This window comes from Amycolatopsis australiensis, assembly GCF_900119165.1.
Taxonomy (GTDB): Bacteria; Actinomycetota; Actinomycetes; order Mycobacteriales; family Pseudonocardiaceae; genus Amycolatopsis; species Amycolatopsis australiensis.
This window is the reverse complement of the sequence record NZ_FPJG01000006.1, coordinates 2652833-2666725: the sequence shown is the minus strand read 5'-3', so window position 1 is coordinate 2666725 and position 13893 is coordinate 2652833. Positions and strand designations below refer to the sequence as shown.

General features: G+C 72.8%; 14 protein-coding genes and 1 tRNA gene. 11 read left to right on the top strand and 4 right to left on the bottom strand.

Annotated features, from left to right (window positions below; all coding sequences use genetic code 11):
- Window positions 1-177: 177 nt before the first annotated feature.
- A complete protein-coding gene (locus BT341_RS14210) occupies window positions 178-1074 on the bottom strand; it encodes a hypothetical protein (protein WP_072481941.1) in 897 nt (298 codons plus the stop codon).
- A gap of 154 nt (window positions 1075-1228) precedes the next feature.
- Between BT341_RS14210 and BT341_RS14205 the strand changes: the two genes are divergently transcribed.
- The 3 genes from BT341_RS14205 (at window position 1229) to BT341_RS14195 (ending at window position 5837) form a co-directional block, all read left to right on the top strand.
- Window positions 1229-3382: a phospholipase A2 gene (locus BT341_RS14205; protein WP_072476753.1), complete on the top strand. Its 2154-nt coding sequence runs from the start codon at window positions 1229-1231 to the stop codon at window positions 3380-3382.
- Window positions 3383-3523: 141 nt separating this feature from the next.
- Complete coding sequence (locus BT341_RS14200) at window positions 3524-5179, top strand: LCP family protein (RefSeq protein ID WP_072476752.1); 1656 nt, start codon at window positions 3524-3526, stop codon at window positions 5177-5179.
- Window positions 5180-5369: 190 nt separating this feature from the next.
- Window positions 5370-5837, top strand: coding sequence for a helix-turn-helix domain-containing protein (locus BT341_RS14195; protein ID WP_072476751.1), 468 nt, complete (start codon window positions 5370-5372; stop codon window positions 5835-5837).
- Window positions 5838-5897: 60 nt separating this feature from the next.
- Here the strand turns inward: BT341_RS14195 and BT341_RS14190 are convergent, their stop codons facing one another.
- Window positions 5898-7355, bottom strand: coding sequence for a flavin-containing monooxygenase (locus BT341_RS14190; RefSeq protein WP_072476750.1), 1458 nt, complete (start codon window positions 7353-7355; stop codon window positions 5898-5900).
- A gap of 72 nt (window positions 7356-7427) precedes the next feature.
- Between BT341_RS14190 and BT341_RS14185 the strand changes: the two genes are divergently transcribed.
- Together BT341_RS14185 and BT341_RS14180 are read left to right on the top strand one after the other, a co-directional pair.
- Complete coding sequence (locus BT341_RS14185) at window positions 7428-8027, top strand: TetR/AcrR family transcriptional regulator (protein WP_143168549.1); 600 nt, start codon at window positions 7428-7430, stop codon at window positions 8025-8027.
- Between the two features lie 206 nt (window positions 8028-8233).
- Window positions 8234-8641: a hypothetical protein gene (locus BT341_RS14180; RefSeq protein ID WP_177329055.1), complete on the top strand. Its 408-nt coding sequence runs from the start codon at window positions 8234-8236 to the stop codon at window positions 8639-8641.
- Between the two features lie 3 nt (window positions 8642-8644).
- Here BT341_RS14180 and BT341_RS14175 read toward each other — a convergent pair whose 3' ends face one another.
- Entirely contained in the window at window positions 8645-8866 is a 222-nt protein-coding gene (locus BT341_RS14175) for a DUF3618 domain-containing protein (protein ID WP_072476748.1), read from the bottom strand.
- 100 nt (window positions 8867-8966) lie between these two features.
- On the opposite strand from BT341_RS14175, the gene BT341_RS14170 reads away from it, so the two are divergent.
- Window positions 8967-9040 (top strand) — tRNA-Leu (locus BT341_RS14170).
- Window positions 9041-9393: 353 nt separating this feature from the next.
- Here the strand turns inward: BT341_RS14170 and BT341_RS14165 are convergent.
- A complete protein-coding gene (locus BT341_RS14165; protein ID WP_072476747.1) occupies window positions 9394-10338 on the bottom strand; it encodes an NAD(P)H-binding protein in 945 nt (314 codons plus the stop codon).
- 70 nt (window positions 10339-10408) lie between these two features.
- Between BT341_RS14165 and BT341_RS14160 the strand changes: the two genes are divergently transcribed.
- The 5 genes from BT341_RS14160 (at window position 10409) to bcp (ending at window position 13823) form a co-directional block, all read left to right on the top strand.
- Complete coding sequence (locus BT341_RS14160) at window positions 10409-11329, top strand: helix-turn-helix domain-containing protein (protein ID WP_072476746.1); 921 nt, start codon at window positions 10409-10411, stop codon at window positions 11327-11329.
- A gap of 60 nt (window positions 11330-11389) precedes the next feature.
- Window positions 11390-12337, top strand: a complete 948-nt coding sequence (locus tag BT341_RS14155; RefSeq protein WP_218177731.1) for a prenyltransferase/squalene oxidase repeat-containing protein — start codon at window positions 11390-11392, stop codon at window positions 12335-12337.
- Between the two features lie 73 nt (window positions 12338-12410).
- Window positions 12411-12593 (top strand): hypothetical protein, encoded by a 183-nt coding sequence (locus BT341_RS14150; RefSeq protein WP_072476745.1) that lies wholly within the window; start codon window positions 12411-12413, stop codon window positions 12591-12593.
- A 192-nt stretch (window positions 12594-12785) separates the two neighbouring features.
- On the top strand, window positions 12786-13325 hold the full coding sequence (locus BT341_RS14145; protein WP_072476744.1) for a hypothetical protein: 540 nt from the start codon (window positions 12786-12788) through the stop codon (window positions 13323-13325).
- 24 nt (window positions 13326-13349) lie between these two features.
- Window positions 13350-13823: a thioredoxin-dependent thiol peroxidase gene (gene bcp, locus BT341_RS14140; RefSeq protein WP_072476743.1), complete on the top strand. Its 474-nt coding sequence runs from the start codon at window positions 13350-13352 to the stop codon at window positions 13821-13823.
- The last annotated feature ends 70 nt before the right edge of the window (window positions 13824-13893 follow it).

The following is a 13893-nucleotide window of genomic DNA, read 5'->3' as shown; positions in this document are numbered from 1 at the left end:
AGCCGCCCGCCGGGCCACCACGCCCACGGCCGCGCACGCCTGGCCGGAACCGGCACCCCAGCCGCCCGCCAGGCCACCACGCCCACGGCCGCACCACCTCACCGGCGACCAGCACCCCAACCGCCCGCCAGGGCACCGCGCCGAGAGCCCAGCACCTCCGTCCACCCGGAGCCGTGTTCAGGAGCCCAGCCGGACCGTCAGCTCCGACTTCACCACCACCTCGGCGAACGTCCCCCGCGCCGCGCCCGTCAAGCTGAGCCGCTCGCCGCGGTAGCCCGAGGACTCCAGGCGCAGCGAACCCGCCGCCGGGGCCGGGCGCGGGTGGCACCAGTGCCGGACCACCCCGGTGCCGTCCGGGTCCTTCGCCACCAGCAGGTACTCGTGCCCCACGTCGTCGGTCACCCGGCCCAGGCCCGTCCACCAGAGCGCCCGCAGCGCGGGGCCGCCGCCGTCGCTCACCAGCTCCACCAGCGGGTCGGCCCGCACGTCGATCCGGAACCCCCGCTCGCCGACGCGCACCGAACACACATCCAGAAACCCGCGTCGGCCGGCCACTGCCCGTAGCCGCCCGCCGCCGTCGGCGGCCCGCGGCAGCACCGCCGCCACCACCAGCTCCGCCGCCAGCCGTCCGTCCTCCGCGTCCGGGCGCGGCGGCGCACCGCGCAGCTCGTCCGCCAGCAGCCGCGAGCCGGTCGCCGTCGCCCAGGCCAGCGCGGCCGTGCGCAGGCCCAGCTCCGCGCGCAGCCGATCACGCAACGGCGTCCGTCCGCGTCCGCTGTGGCGCGCCGCCCGGACCAGGCGGGCCGCCTCCGGGCCGCTCGCGTCCGGGGCGAACAGCCCGGTCGTCGCCCGGTCCAGCGCCCGCAGCTGCGCCGCCAGCACCACCCGGCCGACGGCCTCCGCCTGCAACCCGGCCAGCTCCGCCGGCGAACACTCGCGCAGCGCCGCCACGAGCACCCGCAGGTCCGGAGAACGCGGTGAACGCAGCACGGCGCCGGGCGCGAGCCGGCGCAGCGCGCGGACCGTGTTCTCCACCGGCACGGCGAGCCCGCCGCCGGGATCGGTCGAGGCCACCACACGCCCTCCTCGCGCCCCCGCGGCCAGTCTCGCGGGCGCGGAACGGCCGCGAAACGGCAGAACGGGCAGATCCGGCGCCACCCGATCGGGCAACCCGGACCCGGGGGCCAGCCCCGTGTCGCCGCCGACGCCGGGCTGGCACCCTGGGACCATGCCAGCCCCGCTCGAGCCGTCGCGTGTCCGCCGACCCTGGTCGACGTCCGGCTGGTTGCTGCTGGTCCTGCTCGTGGTCTTCGCGTTCGGGCTGATCGCCTCGCGCCCGCCGTCGCCGCCGGACCAGGGCCCGCCGACCGGGGACGTGCTGGCCGCGCAGAACGCCATCGAGGCGCTCGTCCACCCCGGCCCGCACCCCGACGCGCTCGCGCTGCTGCCCAAGGACTTCACCGCGCTCAGCGGCGTCGCGCCGGGCGCGCTGCCCGCGCGTGACGGCACCGTCCGTGCCGTGCACGTCGACGGCGGCTGCTCGACGCCGTGGGGCGACGACAACACCAAGTGGGACTACGCCGTGCCGTGCAAGGCGCACGACCTCGGCTACGACCTGCTCCGCTACGCCGACCGCAAGGGCCACCCGCTCGGCCCGGAAATCCGCGAGGCCCTCGACGACCGGCTCTCCTACGACATGCACCACGCCTGCGACCTCAACCCGATGAACTCGGCGGGCACGTGCCGGGTCGTCGCGTCCCTCTACTCCGCCGGCCTGGTCGTCAACTCGTGGCACCAGCGCTGGGGCCCGCCGGTCGGCGACCCGATCGGCGGCATGGTCGCCGGCGTGCTCGTGATCGGCGCCCTGCTGGTGTTCCGGCTGCGCGGCTGGCTGCGCGCCCGCCGTGAACCGCGGCCGCCGTCCCCCGCCGTCGTGCCGGCCGAGGTCAGCCGGTGGGCGCTGCTCGGCGCCGGCGGCGTCGTCCTGCTCCTGCTCGGCGAGTCGGTCACGGCGCTCGCGCACTGGGCCGGGGCACCCGAGACGGCGCTCTGGCCGCTGACCTGGCTCGCCCAGCTCGCCCCGCTGATCTTCTTCGCCGGCGGCCACGCCAACGCCGCCGGCTGGCGCGCCGAGCAGGACGCGGGCGGCGGCTACCGCCACTTCCTGGCCGAACGCGCCAGCCCGCTGCTGCGGCCGGCCCTCATCTTCGCCGTCGTCGCGCTGCTGACGCCGCTGGCGCTCGAACTGCTCGGCATCCCGGCGGGGACCACCGCGACCGTCATGCGGATCGCGCTGCACCCGCTGTGGCTGCTCGGGGTCTACCTGCTGACGATCGTCTGCGCGCCCCCGCTGCTGGCCCTGCACCGGCGGGCACCCGTCGCCGCGGCCGCAGGGCTGCTCGCGCTGGTCGTCGCCGGCGAAGCGGCCGCCGGCGCCACCGGCTCGCCACTGCCTCGCTACGCGGCGACGTTCGCTCTCGCCCTCCTCGCCCAGCAACTCGCCTTCGCGCACGCAGCCGGCGTACGCCCATCACGACGTCTGTTCGCCTTCGCGGCGGCTGCCGGTGTCGCGGGCCTGGCCGTGGCCAGCGTCCTACGAGGTGGGCCGCCTGTCCTGCTCGGCAGCCCGGGCGCCCCGGCGGCGCTCTCGGCTCCCGTGTGGGGCGTGCTGCTGCTCGGCCTGGCGGAGCTGGGCGTGCTCGGGCTCCTCGCCCGGCCGCTGGGCCGGCTCGGCGACCGGCGCCGGGTCGCCGCCGCCTGCCGGTTCGTCCTGCGTGCGCCGATGAGCCTCTACCTGGCCTTCCTCGCCGGGATGCTGCTGCTCGTCGCCGTCGTCCACATCCCCGGCCGGATCGCCGGCGGCCTGACCTGGCTGGTCCGGCCCCGCACGCTGGTCGCGGTCGGCCTGCTCGCGGTGCCCGCGACCCTGGTCTTCTGGTGGTTCGAGCGGCACACCCACGGCGTCCGGCGGCCCCGCGCGGCCGAGCTGCCCGGCCGCCGCACGGCGGTGCTGACCCGGGCCGCCGCCGCGTTCGGCATCGGTTACGCCACGCTCGGGGTGTTCGGCTTCGCGCTCACCCGCTTCGGCGGGGTGGCCGCCGACGCCGACCTGCTGGGCCTGCGGCTCGACCCGATCCAGAGCCTGGTGCACCTGCTGCTCGGGGTGTTCCTGCTGCACACGATCCGGATCGGCGCGGGCGCGGCGACCGGCACCTGGCTCGCGACGGCGCTGGCCTGCGCCCCTTCCCTGCTCTTCGCCGACGGCGGCGGCACGTCCCAGCTGCTCGGCGTCACGCTGCACGCGGCGACGGCCGGGTTCGCCCTGCTCGCGGCCGCCGGCACGCTGCTGCCGGGCCGCCGTCCGGCGAACGCGGCGTCCTGACCAGGCGTAACCGGCGTTCCTGCGGGAAACTGGGTGGTGCGCGCCACATCGGCAGGGGGATGTGTAACGCTACGGCAACCCGGGGCGGGCACCATGCGTCCCAACCCCAGGACCACCCGATCGGAAGAGTGAGGAGCCCGCGTGGACCACCCGCCTCGGAACGGGCAAGGCGGCCGCCGCCCCGCCCGGCCCTGGCAGGACGAGCCAGGCCGGCGCACCCCACCGCCTCGCCGCCCGGCACCGCGCCGCGAACCCGCGGACGCGCGCCGCGGCGGCCCGCCGCCCCGCCGTCCCCAGCCGCGGCCGGCCCAGCGGGCGCGCCGCAACTCCTTCCGCGGCGCGAAGATCGCCCTCGCCGTGGTGTCGCTGCTGGTGATGGGCCTGACCGGGTACGCGTGGGCGGCCATGCAGGGCCTGGTCAACGGGCTGAACTACGCGAACGTGATCAGCGAAGGCGGCGGGGGCGACAAGCCGGCCGACGGCGCCCGCGACATCCTCCTCGTCGGCCTCGACAGCCGCACCGACGCCCAGGGCAACCCGCTGCCGCGCGAAGTGCTCGACGAGCTGCGCGCCGGCGACTCCGACGGCGAGCTGAACACCGACTCGCTGATCTTCGTGCACATCCCGAACGACGGCAGCAAGGCCGTCGCGATCTCGCTGCCCCGCGACACCTACGTCGACATCCCCGGCGGCTACGGCAAGCACAAGATCAACTCCGCGTACGCGCGGGCGATGCTGCAGGCCCGCAAGGACCTGCAGAAGCAGGGCGTCACCGACCCGAAGGAACTCGACGTCAAGGCCAACCAGGCCGGCGCGCAGGAGCTGATCAAGACCGTCGAGAAGCTCACCGGGTCCACCATCGACAACTACGCCGCGGTCAACCTGCTCGGCTTCAGCGACATCACGAAGGCCATCGGCGGCGTCGACGTCTGCCTGAAGAACGACGTCAAGGACGAGTACTCCGGGGCGAACTTCACCAAGGGCCAGCACACGATCTCCGGGGTCGAGGCACTCGAGTTCGTCCGGCAGCGCCACGGCCTGCCCAACGGCGACCTCGACCGCGTCGTCCGCCAGCAGGTGTTCATGGCCGGCATGGCCCGCAAGGTGCTCTCGGCGGGCACGCTCACCAACCCGACCAAGCTCAGCGACCTGATCGACGCCATCAAGAAGTCGGTCGTGCTCAACCAGAACTGGGACATCTTCGGCTTCGCCCAGCAGATGAAGGGGCTGACCGGCGGCCAGCTCGAGTTCCGCACCATCCCGGTGAAGAACGTCGAGTACAAGACACCCGAGGACGGCGTCGCCATCCAGGTCGACCCGGCCGAGGTGAAGCAGTTCGTGCAGGGCGTCGCCGGGCCGCAGCCGGGCGCGACGTCCCCGCCCCCCGCCCAGCAGGCCGACCCGGCCAACAAGGGGACGACGGTCGACGTCCGCAACGCCTCCGGCAAGACGGGGCTGGCCGCGACCGTCGCCAAGACCCTGGAAGGCAAGGGTTTCACCCCGGGCGACACGGCGAACGCGACCGCGCGCAAGACGACGGTGATCTGGGTGCCGAAGGGCGGCAAGGACAAGGGCCAGGCCGTCGCCGACGCCCTCGGCGGCTCGCCCACCATCCAGGAGGACAAGAGCGTCCAGGCGGGCCACGTGATGGTCTTCCTCGGCGCCGACTACCAGGGCACGAGCGCCAACGCGGGCTCCGGTGGCGCCGCCACGAGCCCGGCGTCGCAGGCCGCCGCGCCGCCACCGCCCGAGGACGACAAGCCGATCACCGCCGAAGGCGTCCCCTGCGTCAACTGAGCCCCTGAGCAGCGCCGTTACGCCTGATTGTTAACCCGTTCGGCCTAACTCACGCAATCGGTATCAAAGACATGCCCGAAATCGCGTAAGGGCCGGGCTCCAGCGCACTTACATACACGTGAGGGTGCATCTGCACGGGACGGTCACCACCGTGCGGGTGCCGTGGGAGCGCACGGCAGGGGACATTGATGTGCTGATCGACGCTGAGGAGTACCAGCGGATACTCGGAGATGAGCTCCGCAAGCTCCGGCGCAGCCGAGGGTGGACGCGCAAGGAGCTGAACCAGCACCTGCAGAGCGAGATCTCGCTGCAGACGCTGGCCACCTACGAACTGGGCACGAGACAGTGCTCCGTGGTCCGCCTGGTCGAGCTGTGCGTCGCGATGGACGAGCTGCCCCAGGACCTGCTGGCCAAGGTGCACCGCCGGGTGTTCGTCGACGAGCCCGGCCGGGTCCGCGTCGACCTGCGCAAGGTCGTCGCCGACGCCTCCGCCGACCTGCTCCCGCTGCGCCGCTGGGCCGAGGACCGGCTGCGCCAGGCCGGTGAGCACGGCGGCGAGGTCGCCCTCGACCTGCCGGCGCTGGAGCGGATGGCCGAGCTGTGCGGGCTGCCGACCGTCGACCTGATCGCCCGCCTCCGCCGCTACGCCTCCCGCTGATCCCGGCCCCCGGTCGTGAGTGTGAAACAGGGTTGGCACGCTGTTTCACACTCACGACCCTCAGCCGATCCGGAAGTCCTCGCGCCGCACCCTGCGCGTGTCCAGCCAGTAGCGCCAGGTGAAGCCCGGCCAGATCGTGCGGTTGACGCCCTTCGCGTCCAGGTACCAGCTCTTGCAGCCGCCGCGCGTCCAGATGCCCTTGGCCAGCTTCCGCTGGATCTCGGTGTTGAACCGCTCCTGCACCTCGGGCTTCGGCTCGATGGCCTTCCCGCGGGCCAGCCGCAGCGCTTCGGCGACGTAGGAAATCTGGGCTTCGATCATGAACACGACGGAGTTGTGCCCGAGGCCGGTGTTGGGCCCGAGCAGGAAGAACAGGTTCGGGAAGCCCGCCACGGTGATCCCGAGGTGCGTCCGCATGCCCTCGGTCGCCCACTCCTTGGCGAGGTTGCGCCCGTCGCGGCCGACGATCTCCAGCTCGTCGAACGCGTCGGTGACGTGGAAGCCGGTGCCGTAGATGATGACGTCGGCCTCGTGCTCGACGCCGGCGGCGTCGACGACGCTGTGCTCCCGGACCTCCCGCACGCCGTCCGTGACGACCTCGACGTTGTCCCGCGCCAGCGCCGGGTAGTAGTCGTTGGAGATGAGCACGCGCTTGCAGCCCATCGTGTAGTCCGGGGTGACCTTGCGGCGCAGTGCCGGGTCCTTGATCGCCCGGTCGATGTTGCGCTTGGCGAGCCGCTGCCCGAGCTTCATCACCCACGACTGGCCGTTGAAGCCGATCGCGCGCGCTTCGAGCAGCCAGTACAGCAGGTCGCGGTACGCGCGCTGGGCGAGCGGGAACGCCCGGAACAGCGCCCGGGTCCGCCCGGACATCTCGTGGTCGGCCTTCGGCATGACCCACGGCGGCGTGCGCTGGAACAGCGTCAGTTCCTCGACGTCCGGGGCGATCTTCGGCACGAACTGGATCGCGCTGGCGCCGGTGCCGATGACGGCGACCTTCTTGCCCGTCAGGTCGACGTCGTGGCGCCACTGCGCGGAGTGGAAGGCCGGCCCCGCGAACTCGTCGATCCCCGGCAGGTCCGGGATCATCGGCAGGTGCAGCGCGCCGACGCCGGCGACCAGCGCGTGGCCCGCGAACTCGTCGCCGCCCCTCGTGGCGACGTGCCAGCGGTTCTCGTCGGCGTCCCAGCGGGCGCCGGTCATCTCCTGGCCGAAGCGGATGAAGCGGCGCAGGTCGTACTTGTCGGCGACCTCCCGCATGTACCGCCAGATCTCCGGCTGCGGCGAGTAGGCCCGCGACCAGTCCGGGTTCTGCTCGAAGGAGAACGAGTACATGTGGGACGGGATGTCGCACGCGCACCCGGGGTAGCTGTTGTCCCGCCAGGTCCCGCCGACGTCGTGCGCCTTTTCGAGGATGACGAAGTCGTCCCGTCCCTCCTTGCGCAGCTGGATCGCCATGCCGAGACCGGAGAACCCGGTCCCGACGATGACGACCCCGGTCTCCGTGCGGTTGCCCATCGCGCCTCCCGGTTGCCTGTTACTCGTCGTCCAGCTTACTTGGAGTAGGTTACTACCGGTAGAGTGTTGTCCGTGACCACCGCGAAGCGCAAGCGCATGCCCCGGGCCGACCGGATGCGGCAGATGATCGAGGTCGCCGAACAGGTCTTCTCGGCGCGCGGCTACGCGGCGGCGTCCATGGACGAGATCGCCGAGCTGGTGGGCGTCTCGAAGCCGATGCTCTACGAGTACTTCAACTCGAAGGAAGGCCTGCTCCTGGCGTGCATCCGGGAGTCGCGCGCGGTGCTGCGCGAGGTCACCGAGCAGGCGACCGTCGGCGCGGCCACCGCAGAGGAAGCGCTGCGCCGCGGCCTGCTGGCGTTCTTCGTCTTCATCCGGGAGCGGCGTGACGCGTGGTCGCTGCTGCGGCACGAGATGGCGCTGATCGGGACGCCGGCCGCCGAGGAGGTCGAGGAGACCCGGCGCCAGCAGACCGACCTCATCGCCGCGCTGATGGCCGGCTACTTCGACAGCGGTGACGACCTGCGAGCCGAAGCCGCTGCGGAATTCGTGGTCGGCGCGTGCGAACGCCTCGCGATCTGGTGTGAGCGACACGACCAAGTGAGCCCCGAGACGGCCACCGAATACGCCATGGACGTGCTGTGGAGCGGCCTGCGGCACCGTGCACGGTAGCTTGCAAGTGCATTAGGCCATTCGGTCCGTTACTCAGCGCTGTCGTGTCCTGTGACACAGAGTTGCTCTACGGTATCGATGTCACGGTAGAAAGTGTGCTGGACTTTCGCGACCGGAGAGGGGGCGCCGATACCGCGTCATGGGAATGCGGTGGCAGCGTCACGGTTGTGTAAAGCATGCTGGTGGAGGAGAGGGGCGTGAGGCAGATGGTGGAACCGATCACGGCGACGTACGTCCAGGAAGACGCCGACTGGGCGATCACGGTCAGCGGCCGCGGCAAGGAGCTGACCGCACGGGCGCCCGGCATCATCGCCGCGCGCGACCGGGCCGACCAGCTGGTCGAGAAGCTCGGCGGTGACGGCAAGACCACCGTCGTGCACCTGCTCAACGGCAGCGCGTTCGAGTTCACCCAGGCCTACATGACGGCCCGGCTGACGCTCCCGAAGCTGCCGCCGCTGGAGGTCCCGCCGCCGGGCAGCGTGCCGAAGCAGAAGACGGCCGAGGCGGAGAAGAAGCCTCAGCTGCCGCCGAGCAAGCAGCTCCCCAAGGAGGTCGAGGACCGCAAGCCGGCGGCCGAGACCGCCGAGAAGAAGGCCGAGCAGGCGCGCGCCTGAGCGCTACTTGAGCAGCTTGCGCACCAGCAGGACGAGCACGAGCACGCCCGCGCCGATCAGCGGGTACTTGACCTTCGGGTTGTCCAGCTTGGCGCGCACGCCGTCCTTCGCCGCGTCCGCGAGCTTCTTCGGGTCGGCCTTGACGGTCAGCTGGTCGAGCGTCGCCGCCAGAGCGGTCCTCGCCTGCTCGATCTCCCGCTCGATCGTCTCCGGGTCGCGCGCCACGTGTCCTCCTCGCCGCAAGGGACTGCCGGGCCCCAACTTAGTCGAGGCGCCCGGCCGCCTCCGCGGGGGCCACGCCGCACGCTACAGTTCCGGTTGCTGGGGGCCCGTAGCCCAATTGGCAGAGGCACATGGTTTAGGTCCATGCCAGTGAGAGTTCGAGTCTCTCCGGGCCCACGAGCGAGTCCTGTTCCGGCAGTGCGGCCCCGGCGGACGCCTCAGGCTCGCGGCCGCCGGTTCTCTTCGGCGCAGGCCGCCGGCGTGCGGGGTTCCCGGACGGACGGCCCGCCGCTCTCGCCGACCCCGTGGCGGCGCGGGCACCCGTGGCCATCCACGGCGAGCCGCGCGCGCCTGCACCGTCGAGCAGCCGCCGCGGGCCTGTCCCGGGTGGCGTTCGCCGGTTCACCGCGCTGGTCGGCGAGCCGCTGACCTACCTGACCCGCTCGCGGATGACGATCGCCGTGCGGCTGCTGCGCGACACCGGCAAACCGCTGGCCCAGGTCGCCGCGACGGTTGGCGAGTACCGCAGCTCAGCCCAGCGTGATGTGCGGCTCGAGGGCCCGCAGGAAGTCCGGCGCGTCGAAGATCTCCCCCGCCGCGGCGACGCCTTTCGCCTTCGTGCGTCCACTCAGGACGCGCTCCACCGCCTCGACCGCGAGCGGCGCGGTGACCGCGTAGATGTCCTCGCCGCGTGCGACGATCCGCCGTTCCTCGCCACCGGCGCGGACCCGGACGTCCACCACGAACGTCTCCGCCGCGTCGCGCTCGCCCGCCGCCGAAAGTTCGCCGGCCGCGGCCGTCGTCATGTACGTGGTCACTTCCGGAACGTCGAGGTGCCGGGGGATCGTGACGATGTCGGCCATCGAGAACTCCGCCAGGACCGGTTGGGTGCCCAGCGGCGCGGGGAACGCCCACTCGCGCGTCGGCAACGCGTCGTCGCGGTACTCCAGGCCGCCGCCCGCGTACCGGACGCGCCGGCTGCCACGCCGTTCCCGCGACACCCGACCCGCCGCGAGGGTGCCGGCGGTCGGGCGCCAGCCGGTGAGGCCGTAGGCGACGTGGATCTCGTCGGCCGCCGTCCAGTCGCCCATGGCCGTCGTCGCCAGCAGATCGCCGAGGCCGCCGAAGAACGCCATCGCGGGCACCGCCACGGTGTCCACGTCCCGCGCGAAGGTGTCGAGGTTGGCTTCGATCTCGGCCGCGACGTCCACGTACGGGACACCCGCGCGCGCCGCCGCGTCGAGCACCGGGCCCGCCGTCGCGGCGAACGGGCCGGCGCAGTTGATCACGGCGGCGGCGCCGTCGAGCGCGCGGTCCAGGGACGCCGGGTCGTCGACCGAGGCCGCCCTGCCGCCGCTCGGGAGCTTGGTGGCGTCGCGGCCGGAAAGGATCGGCTCGAAACCGCGTTCACGCAGCTCGGACACCACGAAGCGGCCCGTGTGGCCGTAAGCGCCGTACACCAGTACTGAAGTCATACGGCAATCCTCGCGACGGCGGCCGTCTCGAACCAGTGTCCGGAACGCCATGCTGCGTACACTTTCGGACATGCACGCTGTCGCGCTGGCCGCCACCGACGGGATGTTGTCCTTCGAGCTGACGATCGCGTCCGAGGTGTTCGGTGACGACCCGCGGTACGACTTCGCGGTCTGCGGCCCGCGTCCGGTGCGGGTGGGCCGGTTCCTCCTGGAGCCCGACCACGGCCTCGACCGGCTGGCGCGCGCCGGGACGGTGCTCGTGCCCGGCTGGGCCGACGTCGACGCGGACCCGCCCGCCGACCTCGTCGAGGCGGTGCGGGCGGCCCACGCGCGGGGCGCCCGGGTCGCGTCGCTGTGCACGGGCGCGTTCGTCCTGGCCGTCGCCGGCCTGCTGGACGGCCTGCGCGCGACCACGCACTGGGCGCACACCGACGTCCTCGCCGCGCGCTACCCGCGGGTCAGCGTGGACCCGGACGTGCTGTACGTGGACAACGGCAGGGTGCTGACGTCGGCGGGCAAGGCCGCGGCGATGGACCTGTGCCTGCACCTGGTCCGCGCCGACCACGGCTCCGCGGCCGCCAACGCGGTCGCGCGCCGCCTGGTCGTGCCGCCGCACCGGGCGGGCGGCCAGGCCCAGTACGTCACGACACCGGTCCCGGCCCGCGAGGACCACCCGCTCTCGGCGCTGCTCCCGTGGATCACCGCCCGGCTCGACCAGCCGCTGACGGTCGAGGACCTGGCTCGGCAGGCGAACCTGAGCACCCGCCACCTGACCCGCCACTTCCGCTCGGCGACGGGCACGACCCCGCTGCGGTGGCTGCTGACCCAGCGCATCCGGCGGGCGCAGGAACTGCTGGAGAGCACGGACGCGGGCGTGGACACGATCGCGTCCGCGGTCGGCATGGGCACGGCGACGACGTTGCGCAGGCACTTCAACCGCACGGTCGGGGTTCCGCCGGACACCTACCGGCGGACGTTCCGCGGCCGGTAACCGGGCTCCTGGCCGTCCTGACGTCCGATCCGTTCAAGACGCGCGTGCGACGCTGGGCGCATGGCTGCGAACCTTCCCGCCGCGGCGTCGTTCATGGCGACGCACGCCCGGCTCCTCGACCGGCGCCGCTTCGAGCTGCTGCTCGGCAACGGCGGCACCGACGCCGTGCTGGCCGCCGTCGACGGCTACCGCAACCCCGACGGCGGCTACGGCTGGGGCCTCGAGCCCGACCTCCGGGCGCCGGAAAGCCAGCCCGGCGGCGCCCTGCACGCCTTCGAGGTCTTCGAAGAGATCGGCCCGGTCACCACGCCGCACGCGGTGCGGCTGTGCGACTGGCTGGCGTCGGTGTCCACTCCGGACGGCGGCCTGCCGTTCGCGTTGCCGGTCGCCGACCCGGCCGGCTGCGCGCCGTTCTGGGTCCAGGCCGACCCGGCGGCGGCCTCGCTGCAGAGCACGGCGTTCGCCACCGGCGTCGCCCTGCGGGTCGCGCGTCACGACCGGGCGGTCCGTGAGCACCCGTGGCTCGCGGCCGCGACGGAGTACTGCGTCCGCAGCATCCGCGAGCTTTCGGGGCCGCCGCACGCGATCGCGTTGTCGTTCGCGGTCGGGTTCGCCGACGCCGCCCACGACTTCCACGCGGAGGCGCCGGACCTCCTCGACCGCCTCGCCGCGTACGTGCCGCCCGACGGCCTGGCCCCGGTGTCCGGCGGTTCGGACGGCGAAACCCTGCGCGCGCTCGATTTCGCGCCGCTGCCGGACCGGCCGGCCCGCGCGCTGTTCAAGCAGGACGTGATCGACGCGGAGCTGCAGCGGCTCGCCGGCGGGCAGGAGGACGACGGCGGCTGGCGCGTCGACTTCGCGAGCTTCTCCCCCGCGGCGGAGCTCGAGTGGCGGGGCTACGCGACCGTCCGGGCGGTCTCGATCCTGCAGCGCAACGGGTCGTCTGAAGATCTACACCAGCGACGGCGGTGTTCACTCGGCCGTGGCACGTCGGGTGACGCTTGGTGAGCGGTCACGTGCCTTCCGGTGGCCGCCGCCGAACCCGTACTGTGACGGGGAAGCCCGCGCCCGGAGGTGAAGCATGTCGTCGCGCAACCCGTTGAGCTGGTTCGCCCGCTGGGCCGACTGGTTCGAGGAGCGCGGTGTGTACGTGCCCGGCGAGGAGAGCCGCGCCGTCGATCCGGTGCGCGATTTCGGCTGGCTGATGGCCGCGTGGGTGGCCGGCGTGGCGATCTTCATCCTGCTGTTCGCCCTCGCGGTTTAAGTGGCATGTCGGTGGTGATTGTCACCACCCGTGCCGTTCCGGTCACGGATTGGCCACGGGGTGGCACCAGGTGCGCGACAACCGCCGATGGCGCCTCGTAACCACGCGCGATCACGGCCAGAGTGGAGCCGGTTCGCCCGGCACGCCCCGATGCCGAACGGCACCCCCGACCCGCCGACTGGAGTACCCGCGATGGCGCTCGCGCGCACGTGCAAGATCATGTTCACCACAGGACTGCTTTCCCTGGCGGTGGCGTGCGGGGTCCCTTCGGCGCAGGACGGCACCGCGGCCCTCGGGGCGGGCGGTGGCCACACCGGCGCCAGCGCGGCGCAGGCGGGCAACGACCTCAAGTTCGGCGCCGACCACCGGTTCGCCAGCGGCGTGACCATTTCGGTCGGCTCGCCCAAGTCGTTCACGCCGAGCGAGTCGGCATACCCGCGCAGCCCGCGCGGCGCGGCCTTCGACGTCGAGCTGACGAACGACGGCGCGACGACGTACAAGCTTTCGGGCCTGACCGTCACCGCCACTTCGGCGGGGACCCCGGTCAAGCAGGTCGTGGACACCACGCAGGGGTTCACCGGCATCGCCGACGCGGGCAAGGACGTGCTGCCGGGCCGCTCGGTGCACGTCACGCTGGCCTTCGCGGTGCCGCAGGAGCAGGCGCAGCTGCGGCTGCAGATCCGGCCGAGCGCGACCGAGCCCGCCGCGGTCACCTACTGCGGCCCCGCCTGACCCGCCGCCGGTTAGGCTCGGCCCATGACCGAGCGACTTTCCCCCGGCGACGAAGCCCCGGACTTCACCCTGCCCGACAGTGAGGGCAAGGACGTCTCGCTGCGCGACTACCGCGGCCAGTCCGTCGTCGTGTACTTCTACCCCGCGGCGAGCACACCGGGCTGCACCAAGCAGGCGTGTGACTTCCGCGACAACCTCGCCGAGCTGAACGACGCCGGCTACCAGGTGATCGGCATTTCGCCGGACACGCAGGCGAAGCTGGCGAAGTTCGCGGCGAACGAGAAGCTGACGTTCCCGCTGCTGGGCGACCCGGAGAAGACGGTCATCGAAGCGTGGGGCGCGTACGGCGAGAAGAAGAACTACGGCAAGACCTACCTGGGCGTGATCCGCTCGACATTCGTCGTCGACCCGGCGGGCAAGATCGCCCACGCCTGGTACAACGTCCGGGCGACCGGCCACGTGGCCAAGCTGATCCGCGACCTCGGCCTGGCCGCCTGAGGAGTTCCGAGCGCCCCAATGCGGCCTTGGTTGCGTCAGACGCACCCAAGGCGGCCTTCGGTGCGTCTGA

Excerpts from the sequence above, each read along its gene's own strand:
- BT341_RS14205 (WP_072476753.1), top strand. The coding sequence starts at position 1,229 with ATGCCAGCCCCGCTCGAGCCGTCGCGTGTCCGCCGACCCTGGTCGACG.
- BT341_RS14190 (WP_072476750.1), bottom strand. The coding sequence starts at position 7,355 with ATGGGCAACCGCACGGAGACCGGGGTCGTCATCGTCGGGACCGGGTTC.
- BT341_RS14180 (WP_177329055.1), top strand. The coding sequence starts at position 8,234 with ATGGTGGAACCGATCACGGCGACGTACGTCCAGGAAGACGCCGACTGG.
- BT341_RS14165 (WP_072476747.1), bottom strand. The coding sequence starts at position 10,338 with ATGACTTCAGTACTGGTGTACGGCGCTTACGGCCACACGGGCCGCTTC.
- BT341_RS14160 (WP_072476746.1), top strand. The coding sequence starts at position 10,409 with ATGCACGCTGTCGCGCTGGCCGCCACCGACGGGATGTTGTCCTTCGAG.
- BT341_RS14155 (WP_218177731.1), top strand. The coding sequence starts at position 11,390 with ATGGCTGCGAACCTTCCCGCCGCGGCGTCGTTCATGGCGACGCACGCC.
- BT341_RS14150 (WP_072476745.1), top strand. The coding sequence starts at position 12,411 with ATGTCGTCGCGCAACCCGTTGAGCTGGTTCGCCCGCTGGGCCGACTGG.
- BT341_RS14145 (WP_072476744.1), top strand. The coding sequence starts at position 12,786 with ATGGCGCTCGCGCGCACGTGCAAGATCATGTTCACCACAGGACTGCTT.
- bcp (WP_072476743.1), top strand. The coding sequence starts at position 13,350 with ATGACCGAGCGACTTTCCCCCGGCGACGAAGCCCCGGACTTCACCCTG.